23 protein-coding genes are annotated in these 22701 nt (G+C 41.1%); 3 read left to right on the top strand and 20 right to left on the bottom strand.

From position 1 onward, the window contains the following. Positions 1-30: 30 nt before the first annotated feature. The 4 genes from rplI to rpsF are packed head-to-tail and all read right to left on the bottom strand — an operon-like array spanning position 31 to position 1467. Complete coding sequence (rplI, locus tag J8L86_RS06295; RefSeq protein ID WP_055023453.1) at positions 31-483, bottom strand: 50S ribosomal protein L9; 453 nt, start codon at positions 481-483, stop codon at positions 31-33. A gap of 29 nt (positions 484-512) precedes the next feature. Then, a complete protein-coding gene (gene rpsR, locus J8L86_RS06290) occupies positions 513-740 on the bottom strand; it encodes a 30S ribosomal protein S18 (RefSeq protein WP_055023454.1) in 228 nt (75 codons plus the stop codon). 12 nt (positions 741-752) lie between these two features. Then, positions 753-1055, bottom strand: coding sequence for a primosomal replication protein N (priB, locus tag J8L86_RS06285; RefSeq protein ID WP_055023455.1), 303 nt, complete (start codon positions 1053-1055; stop codon positions 753-755). A gap of 7 nt (positions 1056-1062) precedes the next feature. Further along, positions 1063-1467, bottom strand: coding sequence for a 30S ribosomal protein S6 (gene rpsF / locus J8L86_RS06280; RefSeq protein WP_055023456.1), 405 nt, complete (start codon positions 1465-1467; stop codon positions 1063-1065). 394 nt (positions 1468-1861) lie between these two features. On the opposite strand from rpsF, the gene J8L86_RS06275 reads away from it, so the two are divergent. Continuing rightward, the gene (locus J8L86_RS06275) at positions 1862-2605 is read left to right on the top strand and encodes a DUF481 domain-containing protein (protein ID WP_055023457.1); all 744 of its coding nucleotides are present in this window, start codon (positions 1862-1864) and stop codon (positions 2603-2605) included. 75 nt (positions 2606-2680) lie between these two features. Here the strand turns inward: J8L86_RS06275 and rlmB are convergent, their stop codons facing one another. The 8 genes from rlmB to zapE all read right to left on the bottom strand — a co-directional run bounded on the left by rlmB (position 2681) and on the right by zapE (position 10726). Further along, entirely contained in the window at positions 2681-3421 is a 741-nt protein-coding gene (gene rlmB / locus J8L86_RS06270; protein WP_055023458.1) for a 23S rRNA (guanosine(2251)-2'-O)-methyltransferase RlmB, read from the bottom strand. Between the two features lie 4 nt (positions 3422-3425). Then, entirely contained in the window at positions 3426-5870 is a 2445-nt protein-coding gene (gene rnr / locus J8L86_RS06265) for a ribonuclease R (protein ID WP_065109388.1), read from the bottom strand. A 42-nt stretch (positions 5871-5912) separates the two neighbouring features. Beyond that, on the bottom strand, positions 5913-6560 hold the full coding sequence (locus tag J8L86_RS06260) for a tetratricopeptide repeat protein (RefSeq protein WP_197495541.1): 648 nt from the start codon (positions 6558-6560) through the stop codon (positions 5913-5915). Positions 6561-6764: 204 nt separating this feature from the next. Continuing rightward, positions 6765-8060, bottom strand: a complete 1296-nt coding sequence (locus tag J8L86_RS06255) for an adenylosuccinate synthase (RefSeq protein ID WP_055023461.1) — start codon at positions 8058-8060, stop codon at positions 6765-6767. 67 nt (positions 8061-8127) lie between these two features. After that, the gene (locus J8L86_RS06250) at positions 8128-8316 is read right to left on the bottom strand and encodes a DUF2065 domain-containing protein (RefSeq protein ID WP_211029373.1); all 189 of its coding nucleotides are present in this window, start codon (positions 8314-8316) and stop codon (positions 8128-8130) included. 157 nt (positions 8317-8473) lie between these two features. Then, positions 8474-8866, bottom strand: coding sequence for a 30S ribosomal protein S9 (gene rpsI, locus J8L86_RS06245; protein ID WP_055023463.1), 393 nt, complete (start codon positions 8864-8866; stop codon positions 8474-8476). A 15-nt stretch (positions 8867-8881) separates the two neighbouring features. Further along, positions 8882-9313 (bottom strand): 50S ribosomal protein L13, encoded by a 432-nt coding sequence (gene rplM, locus J8L86_RS06240; RefSeq protein ID WP_055023464.1) that lies wholly within the window; start codon positions 9311-9313, stop codon positions 8882-8884. 300 nt (positions 9314-9613) lie between these two features. After that, the gene (gene zapE / locus J8L86_RS06235) at positions 9614-10726 is read right to left on the bottom strand and encodes a cell division protein ZapE (protein ID WP_211029371.1); all 1113 of its coding nucleotides are present in this window, start codon (positions 10724-10726) and stop codon (positions 9614-9616) included. Positions 10727-10962: 236 nt separating this feature from the next. On the opposite strand from zapE, the gene J8L86_RS06230 reads away from it, so the two are divergent. Continuing rightward, positions 10963-12315 (top strand): DegQ family serine endoprotease, encoded by a 1353-nt coding sequence (locus J8L86_RS06230; protein WP_211029369.1) that lies wholly within the window; start codon positions 10963-10965, stop codon positions 12313-12315. Positions 12316-12551: 236 nt separating this feature from the next. Continuing rightward, positions 12552-13628: an outer membrane-stress sensor serine endopeptidase DegS gene (gene degS, locus J8L86_RS06225; protein WP_055023467.1), complete on the top strand. Its 1077-nt coding sequence runs from the start codon at positions 12552-12554 to the stop codon at positions 13626-13628. 384 nt (positions 13629-14012) lie between these two features. Here the strand turns inward: degS and J8L86_RS06220 are convergent, their stop codons facing one another. From J8L86_RS06220 to J8L86_RS06185, 8 genes are all read right to left on the bottom strand, one after another. Next, the gene (locus J8L86_RS06220) at positions 14013-15656 is read right to left on the bottom strand and encodes an Ig-like domain-containing protein (protein ID WP_211029367.1); all 1644 of its coding nucleotides are present in this window, start codon (positions 15654-15656) and stop codon (positions 14013-14015) included. Positions 15657-16135: 479 nt separating this feature from the next. Further along, positions 16136-17812, bottom strand: coding sequence for an Ig-like domain-containing protein (locus J8L86_RS06215; protein WP_211029360.1), 1677 nt, complete (start codon positions 17810-17812; stop codon positions 16136-16138). Positions 17813-18006: 194 nt separating this feature from the next. Further along, positions 18007-18639: a response regulator gene (locus J8L86_RS06210; RefSeq protein WP_211029358.1), complete on the bottom strand. Its 633-nt coding sequence runs from the start codon at positions 18637-18639 to the stop codon at positions 18007-18009. After that, on the bottom strand, positions 18632-20035 hold the full coding sequence (locus J8L86_RS06205; RefSeq protein WP_211029356.1) for a HAMP domain-containing sensor histidine kinase: 1404 nt from the start codon (positions 20033-20035) through the stop codon (positions 18632-18634). Before J8L86_RS06205 ends, J8L86_RS06210 begins: the two co-directional genes overlap by 8 nt. A 154-nt stretch (positions 20036-20189) precedes the next feature. Next, a complete protein-coding gene (gene murA, locus J8L86_RS06200; protein ID WP_211029355.1) occupies positions 20190-21449 on the bottom strand; it encodes a UDP-N-acetylglucosamine 1-carboxyvinyltransferase in 1260 nt (419 codons plus the stop codon). A 13-nt stretch (positions 21450-21462) separates the two neighbouring features. Continuing rightward, on the bottom strand, positions 21463-21714 hold the full coding sequence (locus J8L86_RS06195; protein ID WP_055023469.1) for a BolA family protein: 252 nt from the start codon (positions 21712-21714) through the stop codon (positions 21463-21465). Between the two features lie 25 nt (positions 21715-21739). Beyond that, on the bottom strand, positions 21740-22036 hold the full coding sequence (locus tag J8L86_RS06190) for an STAS domain-containing protein (protein WP_055023470.1): 297 nt from the start codon (positions 22034-22036) through the stop codon (positions 21740-21742). Then, on the bottom strand, positions 22033-22692 hold the full coding sequence (locus tag J8L86_RS06185) for an ABC transporter substrate-binding protein (RefSeq protein ID WP_082972359.1): 660 nt from the start codon (positions 22690-22692) through the stop codon (positions 22033-22035). Before J8L86_RS06185 ends, J8L86_RS06190 begins: the two co-directional genes overlap by 4 nt. Positions 22693-22701: the final 9 nt, after the last annotated feature.

Here is a 22701-nt window from a genome sequence, read left to right as displayed (position 1 = left end):
TGGCGGTGTTTTCTTTAAAGCAAATTGTTATTAGTCTTCTGAAACAACAGAAACTTTAACAACAGCTTTAACTTCAGTGTGAAGTTGAACTTCAACTTCGAAGTCACCTAAAGTGCGTAAAGCACCTAAAGGTAGACGTACTTCAGCTTTAGCAAGCTCAACACCAGCAGCAGTTACTGCATCAGCGATGTCACGAGTACCAACTGAACCGAATAGTTTACCTTCGTCACCAGCTTTAGAAGCGATAACAACAGCTTCTAATGCAGCAAGCTTTTCAGCGCGCGCAGCACAAACACCTAATTCAGCAGCTAATTTAGCTTCTAATTCAGCGCGACGTGCTTCGAAAACTTTAACGTTTTCGTCGTTTGCGATCACAGCTTTGCCTTGTGGCAAAAGGAAGTTACGTGCGTAACCAGCTTTAACTGAAACTTGGTCACCTAGGTTTCCAAGGTTAGCGATTTTATCAAGCAGAATAACGTTCATTATCTAATTCCTCTGATTTAATACTGCAATTACTGATGTAAATCAGTGTATGGCAGTAGAGAAAGATAACGAGCACGCTTAATCGCGCGAGCTAGTTGGCGTTGATATTTAGCACTAGTACCAGTGATACGGCTAGGAACAATCTTACCGCTTTCTGTTACGTAGTTTTTTAAAGTAACGATATCTTTGTAATCAATTTCTGCAACACCTTCAGAGGTGAAACGACAGAACTTGCGACGACGGAAATAACGTGCCATGTTGACAGTCTCCTAAGTTTTCAATTCGACATTTTCGGCATGCATAACCAATTTATTTTGGCCATTTCGTCCTTGCTGCATAGAGATAAACCCTTCAACTTGGACCTGCACGCCTGCTTTTAATTCTTCTGTAACGCTATTAAAGCGTTGGCCACTTAATATGACTTGGATGAGACAATAAACGTTACGTAACATTTGGTCTTCATACCGCTGTGTTTTGTGCTCTAACGTGATGACCTTATGAGGTATCCCGCTTGGACTTTCAAAACGCTTAGAACGAGTTATCGTTCCGGCCAATACTAAGTGATTAATCACAGACTAATTATTCAGCAGATTCTTCAGCGCTTGCTTCTACTTCTTTTTCAGCAGCTGGTGCAGCAGTAGGAGCACGACGTGAATCACGCTCATCTTTTGCTTTAGCCATTGGAGAAGCTTCAGTAACAGCAGTTTTAGTGCGCATTACCATGTTACGCAGAACAGCGTCATTGAAACGGAAAGCTGTTTCTAACTCTTCGATAGACTCTGCAGTTGCTTCTACGTTCATAAGAACATAGTGAGCTTTATGTAGGTCTTGAATTGGGTAAGCCAATTGACGACGACCCCAATCTTCTAGACGGCTGATAGTACCGTTAGCATCAGTGATTACACTGCTGTAACGCTCGATCATACCTGGGACTTGTTCACTTTGATCTGGGTGAACCATAAATACGATTTCATAATGACGCATTTATTGCTCCTTACGGTTAATTAGCCTCACGTGTGGCTCAGTCAGACCAAGTTGGAGGCAAGGAACGAAATTAAATGACTGATTTGAGCGCGACATAGTACAGAAACACAACAGCAAACTCAAGTAATATTTCTAGTGGTTCAAGCTAGATTTGTGATTCACTTCGTTTAGGGGAAACCCTGCTGTTATCAATGCTCAATAGTTATCTTCCCTTCCTTGTAAACACCTCGTTTTTTTACTTTGCAATCAGATTGATAACTAAGCACAGCCCCATATTATAAAACCTTAAGGGAAATTGGCATGTCTGAGCGCTTTGCAGCTAACTCGATTACAGGTATTATGTCGCTTCATCCGTATTTCAGGCGTTCACAATCATAATTCATAGAAAAGCGTAATGAAAAAAGTCGTCATGTTAACTTCCACCCTGCTCGCCTCAACGCCAGTCTGGGCATTAGTACCGCCAGATTACAAAGAGCCACCAAGCGACTTTAATGCTGAAATTGAAGCTGGAATGCAATTAAATACCGGTAACAATAAATCGCAGAATTTTAATGGCCGTACTTACTTAAATTACGACACAGAAAAAGCTAGGCAAGAGTTTACTTTCAAAGTCTATTACGCAGCTGATGATGAGTCGACGACTGCTGAAAAGTACGACGTTTATGCCCAATCAAGTTATAAATTAGACAGTGGTTATATTTTTGGACGGGGTGAATTCACCTGGGACGATTTTGGTAGTTATACCAAACTAATGACCATTTCATCTGGTTACGGTTTTGATATTATTTCCAACTATCAAACAAAGCTCAGTTTAGAGGTGGGTCCAGGTTTTCGTTATGATTTACCTAAAGCCACAGATTCAGACTTAAACCCTGATGCTAACCAAGATATTATTTTACGTACCGCAGCCAAGTATTCAGTGAAGCTGCAAGAGTACACCAGCTTAAATGCAGACTTAACCTCTGAAGTCGGTGAAGATAACAATACCCTGACGCTAGACTTGAGCTACAAAAATACTTTCTTGCAGGATTGGGCATTCAAAATTGGTGTGAACGTCAGATACACAGCAGTGGTTCCAGAAGACAGTGTCAAAACCGATACGATTACCACGTTCAATCTTCTCTATACTTTCCAGTAAATCCATTTACGATTTTTATCGCATAAAAAAACGGGCATTAAGCCCGTTTTCGTCGTATCGCATTTTCGGTTCATTTTATGCTTTGCGTTGACGCACTGCTTCAAATAAACAAATACCGGTTGCTACTGATACATTCAAGCTTGAAACACTTCCAGCCATTGGAATCGAGACTATCGAATCACAACTTTCACGAGTTAAACGACGTAGTCCTTTATCTTCTGCGCCCATTGCAATCGCTAATGACCCTTTTAAGTCTGCTTGATACAGTTCGCAATCCGCTTCACCTGCCGCACCAATAATCCAAACACCTTTTTGCTGAATATGACGCATGGTACGAGCAAGGTTAGTCACTTGAAATAACGGGATGGTTTCAGCAGCACCACAAGCAACCTTACTCACGGTTGCAGTTAACCCAACTGAATTATCTTTCGGCACAATAATGCCCTGTACGCCTGCGGCATCCGCGTTACGAAGACAAGCACCTAAATTATGTGGGTCCGTTACGCCATCTAATATTAATAAGAAGGCTTGATCAGTTTTTTCAAGTAATACGTCTAAATCATTTTCAGTTAAGATTTTTGCAGGCTTAACCCGTGCAACAATTCCTTGATGTTGACTACTGGCAGATTTGTCATCAAGTACTTTGCGACTTGAACGTTGCACCGACACACCAAATTGTGTCGCCGAATTAATTAACGGCAATACACGTTCATCTTCACGGCCTTGTAAAGCCCATAGCTCAATAATGCGCTCAGGTGCGTTGCGTAGCAAAGCTTCAACTGCATGGATGCCAAAAATGATATCTTGTTTTTTCATTTACTTATTTTCTCTTACGCTTTGCTTTTGATGGTTTCTTTGCAGCGGTGGCGGAAGTGCCTTTAGCTGGTTTACTCGTACTTTTTCGTTTTGCCGCAGTATTAGAACGTGTTTTTTTGCTACTAGAACCACGCTTCTTTTTGCCTTTTTCGGTCGTAGCTTCGCTGTCACGACTCGATTTACCCGCGCCGACTTTAGCCCCTTCAAGGTTTGCACGCTCACGAGCAGTTAATGGCTTGCGGTTAGCTTTTTTACGACTCTTTCCATGATCACCAAGCATAATCAAATCAATTTGTCGGTCATCTAGATTAACCGCAGCAACTTTAACACTCACTTCATCACCGACTTGATATACATTCTTGGTGTTTTCACCAATCAAACGCTGACGCATAGGATCAAACTGATAGTAATCACTCACTAAACTTGAAATATGAACTAAGCCATCAATATAAAGATCCTTTAATCGGACAAATAAGCCAAAACTCGTGACAGAGGCAATAACAGCCTCAAAGTCATCACCCACATGATCTTGCATGTATTCGCACTTAAGCCAATCGCTGACATCACGTGTCGCTTCATCAGCACGGCGTTCAGTGGTTGAACACTCTTCACCTAACTTATCTAGCTCATCAAGATCGTAATGGTAGCCACCTTCAGGGGTCCATTTGTCCTTAACATTGCCCTCTTGGGCTGCTAATAAATAGCGGATCACGCGGTGCAAGACTAAATCAGGATATCGACGAATAGGCGATGTAAAATGCGAATACTCGGTTAATGCTAGACCAAAGTGACCATCGTCATCAGGGCTATATACAGCTTGACGCATAGAGCGCAGCAACATAATTTGAATTAACTCTGCATCTGGCCTATCAGCAATTTTCAGCATCACATCTTGATAATCTGATGGTGTAGGCTCATCACCACCATTCATCGACAGGCCACGTTCGGCTAAAAACTCTTTGAAATTAGCTAGTTTAGTCTCTGATGGCGCTTCATGAACTCGATATAACACTTCACCTTTATGCTTTTTAACAAATTTAGCTGAGGCTACGTTAGCAAGGATCATGCATTCTTCAATAATCTTGTGCGCTTGGTTTCGACTTCTCGGCACAATAGCTTCGATTTTACGTTGCTCATTAAAGATAAACTGTGTCTCAACAGTTTCGAATGCTATGGCACCACGCTCAGCTCGACGTTCATTCAATGTTAAATACAGTGATTGTAAACATTGAAGATGTGGGAATAAGCTTTCGTGCTCAGGCGCAATCTCACCACCGTCAAGCATGGCAGCAACTTGGGTATAAGTGAATCGAGCATGAGAATGCATGACCGCAGGATAAAACTTGTAACCCGATAGTTTACCAGCAGCAGAAATCGTCATTTCCGCAACCATACATAAACGGTCGACATGCGGGTTTAGCGAACATAAGCCGTTCGAAATTTTCTCAGGCAACATTGGAATAACTTGCGATGGGAAATACACAGAGTTACCACGCGCTCTCGCTTCTTCATCTAATGCTGAATCAGTGCGCACATAGTGGCTCACATCCGCAATCGCCACCCATAAACGCCAGCCGCCACTTGGTTTTGTTTCTGCATAAACTGCATCATCAAAATCTCGAGCATCTTCACCATCAATAGTCACTAACGGTAAATGGCGTAAATCAACACGGCCTTTTTTATCAGACTCTGGAACTTCATCAGGAATACGTTTGAGTTTTTTCTCAATAACTGACGACCATTTGTGCGGTAAATCGTAATTGCGCAGTGCAATTTCAATTTCCATACCCGGCGCCATGGTCTTACCCAAAACTTCCGTCACTTTCGCAGCTGCTTTTACAAAGCGGCCAGGTCGACGAGTGAGCTCAACCACGACAACGTCACCCGCACGAGCGCCGTTGGCATCTTCTTTTGCTATTAATATTTCTTGAGTAATACGTCTATCATCGGCAATGACAAATGCCATACCTGCATCAACGTGATAGCGACCAACTAAGGGCGCAGTCCGTTCTTGTACTAATCTGACGATGCGTGCTTCACGACGACCACGTCTGTCTGAACCTGCTTTTTGTGCCAGTACTTTGTCACCGTGGAAATACATTTGCATGTCACGATTATTGATAAATAGGTCATCACCGCCTTCATCAGATTTAAAAAATCCAAAGCCATCACGGTGACCAATAATGGTGCCCGAAATTAAATCCATTCTTTCAGGTAATCCGTAGCTATGCCCACGGGTATAAACAAGTTGTCCGTCTCGCTCCATTGCACGTAAACGTCTTCTTAACGCTTCAAGATGATCTTCATCGACCATGTTAAGTGCTTTAGCAATGTGCTCACGGGTCACTGGGGATTTCTGTGCGCGTAAATACTCTAAGATGTATTCACGGCTAGGGATTGGGTTTTCGTACTTGTCTTGCTCTCTCTCAAAATGAGGATCGTTGATCATTCAATTTCCAAATAATTTACTCCATCTTTGGAGTATTCGCGTTTAATGCAGCTGTGGCTGCTGAGCTCGCTCTACTATACTGGCGGGCATCTTAGCGGCTAAATTCTGCAATAATGAAGTCGCTTGTTTTTGCGTTGCTTCATCATTAAATACGCTGTTATATAACCAATGGTAACCTAACTTATAGTCTACAGGGCTACCATAACCTTCGCTAAATAAGCGAACTAACATAAGTCGTGCTGGAACATCACCATTGGCAGCTGCAGGCATCACATACTGCACAGCACGATTCTTATCTTTAACTACCATTTTGCCGTGATAGTAATATTCGGCCAGTTTTAGCATCGCCTCTGCGCTACCTTGCTCTGCAGCAATTTGTAATTGTTTCATACCACGAGAGGCATGCTTAGGTACGCACACACCATGGTTAAGCATTTCGCCCCATAAAAACTGATACATGGGCTGCTTTAAAATTTCAGCTCTTGCTTCAATATCTTGCACTAACTGACAATCATCGGTTTGCACTTGCTCTAAATATCGATCAGTACGAATTAATGTCAATAACTGTTCATCACTATAGATATCTACTGAAGCAAGTTCAGCAACAGCAAGATAAGGAATAAAACAGAAGATGACCAAACTTAATCGCAGCATAACAATTCTCAATGACACTATAGTTACTCTATGCATCGGCATTATAGCTCAATTCTTGAGTATTAACTGCACAAACTAAGGTTATTAGCGGATAAAAATGATAAAGAAAATCAATATTAGATTGGAAAAGTAACGAAGATAACTGGAGGATGACAGCGATATTTCGATTATAAATTTCAGTTAGGCTAATCAGGTTAACAACACAATAAAAAGGCCGCTAAGTTAGCGGCCTTCAATGTGTTAGTTAAATGGATTAACTAATACGATTGTTTCATTTCTATCAGGACCCGTTGAAATAACATCAACAGGTGCTTCTAGCAACTCTTCAATGCGCTTGATGTAATTAAGTGCTGCTTGTGGCAGTTGCTCAATTGACGTCGCACCGAAAGTTGTTTCACTCCAGCCAGGCATAGTTTCAAAAACAGGTGTCACCTGCTCGTAACCTTCAGCTGCTAGTGGAGTAACAGTTTCTACAGTACCATCTGGGTACTTGTAACCAACACAAATCTTAACTTCTTCTAGGCCATCTAGAACATCAAGCTTTGTTAGGCAGAAGCCGCTTACACTGTTGATTTGAACTGCACGGCGCATTGCCACTGCATCCAACCAACCTGGACGACGTTTACGACCAGTGGTAGCACCAAACTCTTGGCCTTTATGACCTAAGTAGTCACCAATCTCATTCTCAAGTTCAGTTGGGAATGGACCAGCACCTACGCGAGTGGTGTAAGCTTTCATGATACCTAAAACATAATCTAAATGACGAGGACCAAAACCAGAACCAGTAGCTACGCCACCTGCTGTAGTATTTGATGAAGTCACATATGGGTATGTACCATGGTCGATATCAAGTAATGTCCCTTGAGCACCTTCAAACAAGATTGGCTCACCCGCTTTACGGGCAGTATCAAGTAATTCAGTAACATCAGTACACATGCTCTTAAGGTAATCAGCAATCGCTAATGCATCTTCAAGCGTTTTTTGATAATCAACTGCTTCACAATCATAGTATTCTGTCAGCATAAAGTTGTGATATTTCATCACTTCTTTTAGCTTCTCAGCGAAAAGTTCAGCATTGAACAAATCACCGACGCGAAGACCACGACGAGAAATTTTATCTTCATAAGCTGGACCAATACCACGACCCGTTGTACCGATAGCTTGATTGCCGCGCGCTTTTTCACGAGCTACATCAAGAGCACAATGGAAAGGTAGAATTAGTGGACATGCTTCTGAAATAAGAAGACGCTCTTCTACAGGAACACCACGCTCTTTAAGCATGTTGATCTCTTTCATCAAAGCATCGGGAGCGAGCACTACACCATTACCGATAATGCATTTCACATTGTCGCGTAAGATCCCTGATGGAATCAAATGAAGTACTGTTTTATCGCCGTCGATAACAAGAGTATGACCAGCATTGTGGCCGCCTTGGTAACGAACTACATATTTTGCCTGTTCTGTTAGAAGGTCGACAATCTTACCTTTTCCTTCGTCACCCCATTGAGTGCCGAGTACTACTACGTTTTTGCCCATCGTCTGCTGCAAGGTTGCGGTATAAAGGCGAATTTTAACAGATTTTTGGGGGTATATTGCAAGTATTTTATGCGAAAATTATTAATAGTACGACGCCAGCAGAGACTAAAGATCCACCTAACCTCCTGATAACATTCTTATTTTGCAGTGAAATCTCGGCTAAATATTTTTTCCACTGCTCAGGAAATAATAGTGGCCCTACGCCCTCTATAACTAAAACCGTGCCAATTACTAACATTAGCATTTGATAATCCATTATTCACTCCATCATTTTTGTTGCGCCAATAACATCAAAACCACTAAAACACAAAATCAGTAACACACTTATCATTTCGCATCGTCAGGCTAAATAGTAAAAAATAGGCAATAAAAAACCCAGCATATAGCTGGGCTTTTTGAATTCCAAAAACGAATTAACGTTTTGAGAATTGTGGCTTACGACGTGCTTTACGTAGACCAACTTTCTTACGCTCAACTTTACGAGCATCACGGGTAACGAAACCAGCGCCGCGTAAAGAAGGACGTAGAGCTTCGTCTAACTGAAGCAATGCACGAGTAATACCGTGACGAATTGCACCTGCTTGGCCAGTGATACCACCGCCCTTAACAGTTACATAGATGTCAAGTTTGTCAGTCATTTCAACAAGCTCTAGAGGTTGACGAACAACCATACGAGCAGTTTCACGACCAAAATATACATCTAGTGGACGTTGGTTAACAACGATTTGACCACTACCTGCTTTAGCGAATACGCGAGCAGTTGATGTTTTACGACGGCCAGTGCCGTAGTACTGAGTTGCAGACATTAGCTTACTCCCGTATTAGATATCAAGAACTTGAGGTTGTTGTGCAGCATGGTTATGTTCAGTGCCAGCGTAAACTTTAAGCTTACGGAACATAGCACGGCCCAATGGACCTTTTGGTAACATACCCTTAACTGCTTTCTCGATAATCATTTCAGGCTTATGATCTTGCAGCTTTTCAAAAGTAATCTGCTTAATACCACCGATGAAACCTGAATGTGAGTAGTAAACTTTGCCTTTAGCTTTGTTACCAGTCACAGCAACTTTTTCAGCGTTAATAACGATGATGTAGTCGCCAGTATCAACATGAGGAGTATACTCTGGCTTATGCTTACCGCGTAAACGAGTAGCAATTTCAGTAGCGATACGACCTAAAGTTTTACCTTCAGCATCAACGACGAACCAGTCACGAGTGACTGTTTCTGGTGTAGCAGTAAATGTAGTCTTCATTTTACAAAAACCCAATGTTTAAAATTCTGTCTCAATATTGACTGCTCATGCAATCAACACAATGACCATTTCAAAGCCCCTTCGAGCTGAAATTGGTTTAAATCGTCCACCCAAATTCGGTGGAGTAACGAGGGCAGGTGGCGGATTATAGACAAACCTGAGTTAAAAATCACCTAATTTTTTAACTTTTATAAAAAAATCACCGCGATGGGTGATTTCTTGATTAATGTACATTATATATGCGATTTTTTAAGCGAAATTACATATCAATAGACGGCTTAATATATAAACGAGCCACTATTAAGGAAGATGCTCTAAAGTCAGGTAATCATGAGATTGCATTTCAATTAAACGTGAACGACAACGCCTGAACTCAAAAGCCAATAAGCCGTCGATATAAATAGCTTCCAGCGCCACTTCTGCAGAGATAATCAGCTTAACATTACGCTCATAAAACTCATCTACCATCGCCAGAAAACGTCTGGCAATATCATCACCGGTTGTAGACGAGCCCATCTGCTCTAAACCACTTAATAAAACCGTGTGATAGAGTCTGGCCACTTCCATATAATCACGTTGCGATCTTGGCCCATCACACAAGTCTCTAAAATTAGCTAATAGCACGCCTTGAGATTGCTGACGAATATCAATTAAACGCCCTTCTATCTCGATAGCGTCTGTCAGTACCTCTGATTCAGGGGCAAGCTGGCCAAAATAAGTCAATAAGTTTGTATCAGCTTGTTCATCTAATGGGAAATGGTATATCTCAGCTTGCTCGAGTGTACGTAAACGGTAATCGATACCTGAATCCACGTTTAAAATTTCACAATGCTGATTAATTAATGCAATCGCAGGTAAAAAGCGCGCACGTTGAAGGCCGTTTTTGTATAAATCATCAGGAATAATGTTAGATGTTGCCACTAAAGCAACGCCTTCTTTAAACAAGTATTGAAACAAGGTTCCCAATAACATCGCATCAGTAATGTCAGAAACAAAAAACTCATCAAAACAAATAATCTTATATTGTTGAGCCATTTTCTTCGCAATGCTGATTAACGGGTCTTGCACCCCTTCCAGTTCACCTAAATCATGATGTAACTGATGCATAAACCGATGAAAATGAGCACGCAGTTTTTTATCTGTCGGTAAAGCATCAAAGAAGGTATCCATGAGGTAGGTTTTACCACGGCCTACACCGCCCCAAAGGTATAACCCCTGCACTGAAGGTGCGGATTTTTTAATACCAATAGCGCTCAATAGTTTAGTCATGCCAAAGGTTTGAGTATCAGCAGCTATAAGCTCTTCATACACTCTTTGTAATGACTTAACAGCTTGCTCTTGTGCTAAGTCATGAGAAAAACCTTCACGGGTTAAATCTTGTTGATAATGCTGCCATGGGCTTAACTGAGACACGAATACGACTCTCTATACTGCTGAAAATTCTCAGCAATCATAGCATGCAGCCTCAATTGAGGTAACGCTTAGAACAACAAAAAATTAACCTTTGTTAATAAAGCCTGAACTTATTGGATTTTGCACCACTCCGAGGTTATATATTCAATACGTGTTAACGGGAATCATTTATTACGCATAAGCGAAAAGCCATATTCGTGTATGACACAGATTTCATTTTCAAGGAGTTACAATCAATGAAGCCAAAATTAACTTTACTTTCTGCAGCGTTATTAACTGCCTCTTTATCGTTAATGCCAGCTATATCACAGGCAGCGATGCCTCATGCAGTTGATGGTCAAACATTGCCAAGCCTAGCGCCAATGTTAGAACAAGCAACCCCTGCTGTGGTTTCAGTTGCGGTTAGTGGCACTCAAACTTCAAAACAGCAAATTCCTGATGTGTTTAAATATTTCTTTGGCCCCAACGCACCTCAAGAACAAGTACGTGAACGACCATTTAGAGGTCTAGGTTCTGGTGTCATAATTGATGCCAAAGAAGGTCACATTGTGACTAATAACCATGTAATTAATGGCGCCGATGAAATTAAAATCGGTTTACATGATGGCCGCGAAATTGATGCTAAATTAATAGGCTCAGATCCCGAGTCCGATATCGCCTTATTACAAATTAAAGCCAAAAACCTGACAGCGATTAAACAAACCAATTCAGATGACATTCGTGTTGGCGACTTTGCTATTGCAATTGGTAATCCGTTTGGCTTAGGTCAAACTGTCACATCCGGTATTGTCAGTGCTTTGGGTCGCAGCGGACTTGGCATCGAAATGCTTGAAAACTTTATCCAAACCGATGCTGCTATTAATAGTGGTAACTCTGGTGGTGCACTCGTCAACCTAAACGGTGAACTGATTGGTATTAACACGGCCATTGTCGCTCCAGGTGGCGGTAACGTCGGTATTGGTTTCGCTATTCCTGCCAATATGGTTAATAACCTCATTAATCAAATTATCGAGCATGGTGAAGTCAAGCGTGGGGTGCTAGGTGTAACAGGCAGAGATTTAGATAATGAACTCGCTAAAGCATTTGGCCTTGAAACCCAACATGGCGGCTTTATTAGCGAAGTGATGCCAGATAGTGCAGCCGATGATGCAGGCATTGAAGCTGGCGATATTATTGTCAGCGTAAACGGGAAGAAAATCAAAAACTTCCAAGAACTTCGAGCCAAAGTGGCCACTATGGGCGCTGGTGCTAAAGTTAACATCGGCATCATTCGAGACGGTGATAAAGAAACCGTTAACGTAATATTAGGAGAATCAACAAGCAGTACCGGCTCAGCTGCTGATGCTTTACATCCTATACTTGAAGGGGCTGAACTTACTAATAGCAGTAAAGGTATTGAAATAACCGATATTGCACAGGGGTCGCCGGCTGCTCGTAACGGCCTAGAAAAAGGCGATCTGATAGTGGGCTTAAACCGCAGCAAGGTGAAAAACTTAAACTCACTTAAAGAAGAGCTGAAAAACCAACAAGGCGCAGTGGCACTAAAAATATTACGTGATAATAAGCTAATGTACCTTGTATTAAGATAGCCTGAATGACAGCGAGTTTTATAAAGGTATATCAAACTTTAATAACAAGGCATTAAGGTAATAACCGCTATGATATTAACCTAGCAATGGTGTCGTTTGAGATGAGTATACCTTCATTAACGCTGCACTAAAAACTGAGATTTATAGTGCTAATTAAGCATCGTGGCCTAGTCACGATGCTTAATTTTTTTAAGCGTGGTAATATCCTTGATTAATTTAACTAATTTAGTTGGCCAATGAATCTTAAAGACAACATCTTATACTTAACAAAAGCCGTGGTTTTTGGCCTCGTCATGGCTGCTGTGTTTTTAGTAGTGACTCGTTTTACTGATAACAACAGCTTTAACAATGGCTTGTCTGTTACTCATCAAAATAACGAATTGTCTTTTGCGAGCGCGGTTCGCCGAGCAGCCCCTGCCGTTGTCAATATTTATAGCCTCAGTTTAGATCAAAATAGCCCACTGAATTCCAGTTCACTTCAAGGTCTCGGCTCAGGCGTTATCATGAGCAAAGAAGGTTACATTTTAACCAACTACCATGTTATTAAAAAAGCTGATGAGATCGTCATTGCCTTACAAGATGGGCGAAAATTTACTTCAGAAGTCGTGGGCTCAGATCAAATCACTGATATCGCCGTGCTTAAAATCGAAGGGGATAACCTACCAATCGTTCCGATTAATCTTAATAACCCAGCCCAAGTGGGTGATGTTGTGCTTGCCATTGGTAATCCTTACAACTTAGGACAAACCATTACTCAAGGCATTATTAGTGCCACAGGTCGAAATGGACTCAGTTCAGGTTATTTAGACTTTTTACAAACAGATGCTGCGATTAATGCCGGTAACTCAGGTGGGGCATTAATTGACACAGGTGGGGAATTAATTGGTATTAATACTGCCGCATTTCAGATTGGCGCTGAAGGCGGTGGACACGGAATTAACTTTGCTATTCCTATCAAGCTTGCCCATAGCATTATGGGTAAACTGATTAAAAATGGCCGTGTGATCCGCGGTGCTTTAGGGATCTCTGGCGAGCCCCTCAGCCAAGTGATGGCGCAAATTTTAAACCTACCCGATCTTAAAGGTGTACTAGTAACAGGGGTTGATCCTAATGGCCCTGCAGCTAAAGCGACTTTAAAACCACGCGACGTCATTATTCAATACGCAGAAGAAAGCGTTCCTGGTGTTGAAATGCTCATGGATAGAATCGCGGAAACACCACCAGGCAATAAGGTTAACATTACCATTATCCGTGAAGGCAAGCCGATTGAACTACCTGTGATTATTGGCGAAAAGTTACCAGAAAATAGCTAAATAGAGGCGACTTTATTCGAGAATGAAGTCGCTGTAAGCTACCTTAAGCAAGAGCCTAAATCTATTCTCATTCTATTAGCGATAAGCTGAATTAATCAAATCATACTAGCCCAACCTTATCTCCTAAAGCTAAGCCTTCACTTCTAAGCTATTAAACTAAAACCTCGACCACATGATGTCACCATCAACAGCGGTTCTAAGATGGTAACAAGAGTCTTACCATAAACTATTTACTAATAGCTCAAATGACTACGTTTAATAAAATGAACTGCATAGCTGATAGAAGTAGCAGCTATCTCTAAAACAAAAAAAGCCCTACAGAGTAGGGCTTTACGGGGAGTTGGGAGTAATGTTCTATAGTAAGGTTAATGCAATATAAACTAACTAGTTTTTATGCATTTTGCCGCCATAGTTATTTTGTAAACTGTCTAACTTAGAACCTTGAGTATGACACTCTCCACATGCAAAACCATCTTGAAGATAAGGATACATAAAGGTGTCTTTCGCTTCAGCGTCTTGGAATTGGCCTTTCTCGTTATACAAGTCGATAGCGAAAGTATGAATGCGAATATCGCCTACTTTGTTTCCTTGATCATTTGTAAATGACACCGCGTTTTTCACTACATCAGGCATATGACAGTCGATACACTCTTTAGCAAAGTAACCATCAGGGCCATGTCCTGCATTCATTTCTACTTTATCTGCATGACAAGTTGCACAGTCCATTTTTATCGCCCCCATATGCTCAGGTTCATCTTGATAAACAGCTGATTTATGGCTGTCATGACAAGTACTACACGTCATACCGGCATTGTATTTAGCACTCATAATGTCACCATTATCAGGATCTATTCCCATAAACTCATCATGGCCTTGGTGATGACGTGGTAAACCACTTCTTACAGCAACTCGAGCACCAAATTCTGGTCCTTCAGGAAATGCTTTATTAAATCCACTAGTGTAATCATTGCCTGCATTTCGGTCGCCATCACGAGTATGACACTCAGCACAATGCATGGCTTCACCATAACCCATAGTGTCAGACTTTAACGATGCGGTTGTTCGCGGTGTCGCCTTACGAACGATATCACTTGGGTTACCAGTATTTGAATGAGTTAAACCTGCGCCATGACAAGCTTCACATTGAACCCCAGCCTCAAAGAAAGTTCCATGAACCCCAGGTAAGTCATCTTGTTTTTGAGCATATAAACCTTCTGAATAGGGCTTCCATCCTGTGTTGTGACAATTACCACAAGTGTAAGGTTTATCAACTGAGCCGCCATTATAGTTGACCATGATTTGATCATCTAAACCTAATGCCTCAGCGTGAATATTGAATTGAGCTTCGCTACCCGTAACTATATATCCACCTTTATCTAGCCAGCGATATTTCCAAGCAAAACCACCAGATGTATATGACACATCAGCATAAGACTCAGGCTTGCCTAACGTATTATCAGTTGACTCAGAAGAAGCTAGTAGTTTATCAATGGCGCCATCGACACTGGAGTATGGGAAGGCTGGTGTTTCATCATTGGCAATTTTACTAATCTTAAAGTTGTGTCCGTGCAACTGGTGACTAGAGATGTCATTAAATGGACTACCTGCACCGTGACAATCTAAACAACGCTGCGTGCCTGCATACATAGCCGCTTCAACATTAATCACAATCTCAGCTGACGCCTCGTCAGTTCCGTCAGTCACTGTGTAATTAATCGTAATATCGCCAGCTTGAAACTCTGGGTCAATTTGAACCAAATTATCATTTAATAGTGTCAGTTCACCTTTATCGGCAGTGGCTGATACTAATGAGATAATATCCCCCTCATCTCCAGCAGTAACGTGCAACATAGGATTGATAATTAAACTGCGATTTGCATCGGTTGTACGTTGAGAGTTTTCAGCAATAGGTGGCGTATTAGGTGGCGTGACGGGTTTATCGTCATCTGAACTATCGCTACTACACGCGCATAACATGGTCACCATGCTGGCTAATAATAGTTTTTTAGTTGGAATATGTGCGTTCATCAATTCATCCTCAAAATGGTATCGCAATTGCGCTTTTATGCTGCAATTGGCATGTCTCTTTGGACATGCGCACAGTATTCGTTCAATACCCACAAAGGGATAGATAACTCAAATTCACAAGCAACTAATAACTGTGAACTTTAATTATCAAAATACACTTAACACATTGATTTTATGAAGATATAAATATTTAAAACAAGTTGTAATTTTGTAGTGCAAACTGACCTGTATTTGTCAAAATATAGATCTTGTTCTCACTTTACATAACCGAACCAGCCTTATTATGCTGATTTGCATACAAATACTTAGCTAACTTAATCAGTAGAAAAACTAATCAACCTCCATTTTTATAACTGCTTTTAAAATCACTTTTTATAGTTTTCAATTACAACTGGTTTTCACAAATAGTACTGCAAATAAAAACCGCTCTCATGGGGATGAAAGCGGTTTTGAAATAAAAGGAGTGATGAATTTAAACTTTACTTATGAATCTTAGGTAATGCTGCAGCCTTGTCTGCGTAATCAGCATGACACTCACCACAAGAGTACTGAGCTGTAGACCAAGGCATTTGGAACTTGCCATCTTCAGTAAATTGTTTTGCAGCTGGGTCTAAATCAATGGTGAATAAGTGAGACTTAACATCACCAAATACAGTAGTACCATCTTTACCTAAGTGTGTTATGGCACTCTTAGCCAGTTTAGGCATATGACAGTCTGTACATTCAGCAATCATACTGTGGCCCATTGCACCACCGCCATCGGTGAACGCCACATCTGTATGACAACTAGTACATTCTTTTACTGCACCAGTATGTAAACCATCGGCGCTATCAACATTCTTAGTTGACTTGTGCGAGTCATGACACGTTGTACACGCCATAGCACTCTTAGGACCTATCTCGTCACCAGCTTTATAAGTACCATGATCTTCTGGTACAACACCTAGGAGTTCATCGCCTGTTTGGTGATGCTTAGATAAACCACTGCTAGAAATGATACGGCCACCCACTTTGCTACCATCAGGGAAAGCAACGTTGTAAGCACTCACGTAACTAGGGTAATCCTTTTCACCATCACGAGTATGACACTCAGCACAGGTAACGGCTTTACCATACCCCATATCATCAGCTAAGAAATCTTCAGTTAAACGAGCTACTGCAATCTTAGTAATATTCTCTGCTGACGGTGCTGCAACATGCTCACTACCTGCACCATGACAGGCTTCACATTGAACGCCTCCAGCGACGAAAGTTCCACCCATTCCAGGTAAATCATCTTGGCGATCTAGGTTACGTGTATCACCCTCATCTGTAGTTGTTCGCTTCCAACCTGTAGTGTGACAATTACCACACTTGTATTGGTAGTTCATGTCTCCAGTTTTATAATTACCCATCACATCGGGATCGTTAAGATGGTTGTCAGGAATATTTAACTCCCCTTCGGCGTTGCGAATATTGTACTGTACATTTGTACCAGTAACGATATAACCATCAGCATCTAACCAGCGCATCTTCCAGTGATACCCACCGACTACGTAACTTACATCATCGTAACTTGTTGGTGCACCTAAATCGTTATTGGTTGTACCATCGCCATCGGGTCCTGCAAACTGAAGTAAATCAATGGCACCTGTAATTGTTTCTTCTGGAGTGTATGGGAAGCTAGGTTGTTCACCATTACTAATTTTTTGAATTTTGAAATTGTGACCAGTCTTAACAAACGATTCGTGCTTGCCAGTGTGACAGGTAGAACAAGCGTCTGATCCCACATAACTTAGTGGCTCTGGCTCAGGAATAGCTTCAACTATAACGGTGACGACTGCAGAAGCATTATCAACACCATCAGTGATGGTATAATTGAATGTAATCTCCCCAGCTTCAGCGCCGGCTGTAAAATCAACTTTACCATTGTTGATAACAGCACTGCTCGAATCAACAGATACAATAGATAGTGTGTCACTATCTGCATCTGTATCGTTAGCGAGTACATCAATTGTGACCATTTTTGTTGCCATTACATTGGCGGCATCATCGACTGCTACGGGGGGAGTATTCTCTACTGGGGGAGTTGTATTATCATCGTCATTACTACAAGCGACTAACATAGTTATCATCGTCGCGAGTAGTAATTTTTTACATGGAATTGTTGTTTTCATTAGTTCATCCTCAAGTTATCGCTCAATCACACGCTAATGTTTTAGCTATGATTGATATGTCTCTTTGGACATGGATACAGTATTTGCTTAATACCCATAAAGAGATAGATAACCCGAATTCACAAACAACAAACATCTGTGAATTATAATTATCACAAATTAAGTAAGCACATGAATTTATTGGATATAAATAATCAAGATAAGTTATGATTTTGTAGCACAAATTGACCGGTATTTGTCAAAATGTAGATCTTGTTCTCATTTTGCGTTACTAAACCAGCCTTCTTTAGCTGACGTAAATGAAAGTTAAACTTGGTATGGTCATCCACTCCCACAAGCCGACATAAGTCCATAAACTTGAGCTTTTTATGGCTACCTAACTGCTTTAATGTTTCCCTTCTAAGTTCATTAGCTAATGCCGCATAAACACTATCAGGATCAATATCACTGGTTGTTTTTAGTAACTGCTTCTCTTGAATACTTCGTTTTATAGTTACAATCAGCTCAGCTGCATTGAATGGCTTAGTAATAACACTATCAGCACCTTTCTTCATTGCATCAACAGCGGTATCAACCGTGGCATAAGCTGTCACAATGACAACAGCCATAAAAGGATTAAGTTGACGCAAATTTGAGATAGCTTCAACACCTGTCATACCTGACATCACTAAATCTAATAATGCAATATCAAAGGTTTCCTCCTCACAAGCATTAATAGCGGCTTCAGCGCTATCTACATCGGATATTTGATAACCTTCCAACTCAAGAATATCGACCATGTTCCTGCGAAGTTCATAGTCGTCTTCAGCAATAAGAACCTTAACCATTGTGCTCGTTCCTTAATGTAAAATTGATAAGCACTCTAGTGCCAACACCTTTTGCGCTCATTAGCTGCATACTGCCATGGTGATTACTGACAATTTGCTCACATATAGCCAGCCCAAGTCCCGTGCCCTTCCCAATCGGCTTTGTGGAATAAAATAATTCCGTAGCTCGTGTTAACGTTTGCATATCCATACCTTCGCCGTAATCTGTTATTTCTACAACGACAGCTTGTTCATCTGCTGCTACATTGATATCGATACTGCCATTGGTGTCGCTTGCATCCATTGCATTGTTGAGTAAATTAATCAGCAATTCTTCTAATTTTACTTTTTGACCAGTAACATACACATTGTTATCGCAGTTAACTGTCAAAGTGTATGGAGCAAGTTTATGGCTAAGCAATTGTTTAGCTCCTTCAATCACATCGCAAAAATATACCTTTTGTGAATGACTCAAGTCTGCGCGTGCATAGGTTAACAATTCTTTACTGATGACAGATGCTCTATCAATGCCTAATCTTGCACGCAGGATATAATCTGCTACGCCAACTTGCTGCTGAGGTATTTTTCTCTCAAGTAAATCTAGTGCCAACATTGAAGATGCCAAAGGATTGTTAATCTCGTGAGCAACCCCCATAGCTAAATGACCTATAGCTTTGTATTTATCAGCCTCAACCGCTCGCTTTAATTTAGCTTCTGTTGCCGCTTCTTTTTCAATATCAAAAATTTTTAAGGCTTTATATAAAGTCACTAAAACAAGCGCTGCAGCTAATGTTCTCAATACTGGCACAACAGAATGAAAACTTGTCGGAACCAATCCAGCGAGGACTCCATAGAGTACTAACCCAAAACCTGTAGCAATGAAATATTGGCCGTACTCATGACTTTCTTGACGTAACTGATAACCATAAATAGCAATGCCTATGCCTGCTAGCGTCGCACTACCAAAACCTAACAATACACGAGTATAACTTGCCGCTTCAGAAAAGGTATCAGCAAGTAGTGAGGTTCCTTGATAGAAAAACAGCATTACCAGCGTGTAAATCACAACTATTAAGGCTGTAATTATTTGACCAACTTTAGAGTATGGTTTGGGAATAATACGAAATAACAGCCATGCAAAAATCATCAAACCAGCAAAAGACAGCGATAACTTAATTAACCTCAGCCATTGCACTACATATTGATATTGATTAGGTAACTCATCACGAAATAAAATCACATAAAGCTCTGACCATTCATGGAAAGCATGGGAAAAACCAAATAATGCCAAAGCCCATAAAGTCGATGAGATAGATAGCTGACTATATTTAAAGTTGCGAAAAACCACCACGCAACCAATCGTAAAGAATACGAGGCCGTAAAAGAGGTAAATATTGAAAATGATGAAAGTGTCCATTAAGACACAGTATCAGTTAAGCCTAATTGAATAAGTGATCAGGCTAGCATTAGAACAAGCTAATCACCCAATTTGTTACAGAGTTTTGAACTACATCAAACATAAAAAAGCCGCACTTAAAAGTACGGCTTTGAAGAAAGAAACTAAGAAAAGTTTAACTGACACGAACCACTTTGCCGCCTAAGCCTGCAAACTTATCTTCGATATGTTCGTAGCCGCGATCTAAATGATAAATACGATCAACCGTTGTGACCCCATCCGCCATTAAGCCTGCAATCACTAAGCTGGCAGATGCACGTAAATCAGTCGCCATCACTTGAGCACCATTCATGCGCTCAATACCTTTAATGATACAAGTATTCCCTTCAAGTTCCATTTCAGCGCCCATACGGCTCAGTTCAGGTACATGCATAAAACGGTTTTCAAAAATCGTTTCAGTCACATGACTCGTTCCTTCAGCTAAAGCATTTAACACACAAAACTGAGCTTGCATATCGGTTGGGAATGCAGGATAAGGAGCCGTTTTTATATTAACGGCCTTTGGACGTTTGCCTTTCATATCCAGCTCAATCCAATCTTCACCTGTAGTGATTTCTGCCCCCGCATCTTCTAACTTAGCAAGTACAGCTTCAAGCGAAGATGGATCGGCACTGACACAACGCACGCTACCACGAGTCACTGCAGCAGCAACAAGGAATGAACCTGTCTCAATACGATCAGGCATGACACGGTGCTCACACCCTGAAAGACGCTCAACACCTTCAATTTTTAATGTCGCAGTACCGACACCCGAAATTTTAGCTCCCATCGCTATCAAACAATGCGCTAAATCATTAATTTCAGGCTCTCGCGCAGCATTTTCAATAATGGTTTCACCATCAGCTAATGCTGCAGCCATCAATAAGTTTTCGGTTGCCCCAACGCTCACCATATCCATAAAGATATGCGCACCTTTTAAGCGACCATCGACACGAGCTTTAATGTAGCCTTCTTTTACTTCAATCTTAGCGCCCATTTGCTCTAAGCCTTGTAAATGAAGGTTCACTGGACGAGCACCAATAGCACAGCCGCCAGGCAGTGACACATCTGCAGTACCAAAACGTGCCAGCAACGGCCCTAAAATTAGGATCGAAGCGCGCATGGTTTTGACTAAATCGTAAGGTGCACAAAACTCATTAAGCTTTGCAGCTGAGATGCAGTATTTACTGTTACCTAAATCTGTGACTTCTGCGCCCAAGCATCGTAGTAATTTAAACGTGGTATTTACATCGCGTAAACTTGGTACGTTAGAGACGATAAAGTCAGTTTCAGCAAGCACGCCAGCAAATAGAATCGGCAATGCCGCATTTTTAGCACCAGAAATAGTGACATCTCCAGAAAGTGGCTTACTGGCTTTAATTGTTAATTTATCCACACTGACTCTCTAATTACATATTAAATAATTTTTCACGCTTCCACTGTGTCGGCGTAAATGTTTTGATGGTCAGCGCATGTAATTCACCACTAGCAATATGGTCATTTAATGGTGCATAAATCGTTTGCTGCTGCTTTACTTTGCTCATGCCATCAAAACATTCGCCAACGGCAACAACTTTATAATGACTTCCATCTGAAGTGACATGCACTTCATCAATCGTTAGTGCTTCTGTTAAAATCTGCTCGATTACTTTGCAATCCATGAAATTGGTTACCTTAAATTCAATGCTAGTTTTCTAGAAAAAAGGATTCTAAATCATATAACTCAATGAGTCTTTTTAGATGTTTACTCGGATGTGCCAATCTCCTTGGCTGAGTGGTGTTTTTACTGCTTTTACCTAAACTAACCAGCTCAAGTAAAAAAGCGACGCCTGCGCTGTCGGCATACTCTAAAGCAGACAAGTCTAACACCTGAGTCGAATCAGTAAACAACTCTTGTCGTTTTGGCCATAAATCGATGACCTCTATTTGCCTTAGTTGCCCTTTAATTTCACAAATGTCACCTTGCTGTAAAAACTCAATCACGCAGCATTTTCCTTATCCTGTTTGTAATTGATTTCTTGCTGGGTCTTCTCTTTAAGCATCTCAATCACTGAATCAACCCCTTTTTGGCGAATAAGGTTGGTGATTTCTGACTGTTTAGATGCCAGCAAACTGACCCCTTCAGCGACTAAATCGAATGCTTTCCAACTGTCATCTTTTAGGCGTCTAGCCTTAAACATCACCTTAATTGGCGGACGACCGTCTTCAATGATTTGCACATTTACATCAACAAACTTTTCATTTTCGAATTCACTAGCTGGAGAAAATTGCACTTTTTGTCCAGTATATTCGGTGAACGCTTGCGCATAAGTCGCAACCAGATACCCTTCAAATGCATCAACAAAACGCTCTCGTTGCTCTGGTGTGGTGTCGCGTAAATACTGCCCCATGACTTTATAAGCTGCATACTTATAATCCACATAAGGCATTAACTCTTCGCGCACAATGACTTTCAAATGACTCAAATCAGCATCAATGAGCGCCTTATCAGCATCAAAACGTTCAAAGGTTTTACTGGATACTTGCTGGACTAATTTAAAAGGGTCATGGGTGTCGATCACTTCGCTAGCCTGTACTGGAAAAATGATGACCGCGAATAAGACACAAACACGCCATAAACGTATGAAAAATTGGCTCATGATACTCTC

Origin of the sequence: Shewanella sp. MMG014 (assembly GCF_018100775.1) — a bacterium.
Taxonomy (GTDB): Bacteria; Pseudomonadota; Gammaproteobacteria; order Enterobacterales; family Shewanellaceae; genus Shewanella; species Shewanella japonica.
This window is presented reverse-complemented; position numbering and strand designations above follow the sequence as displayed.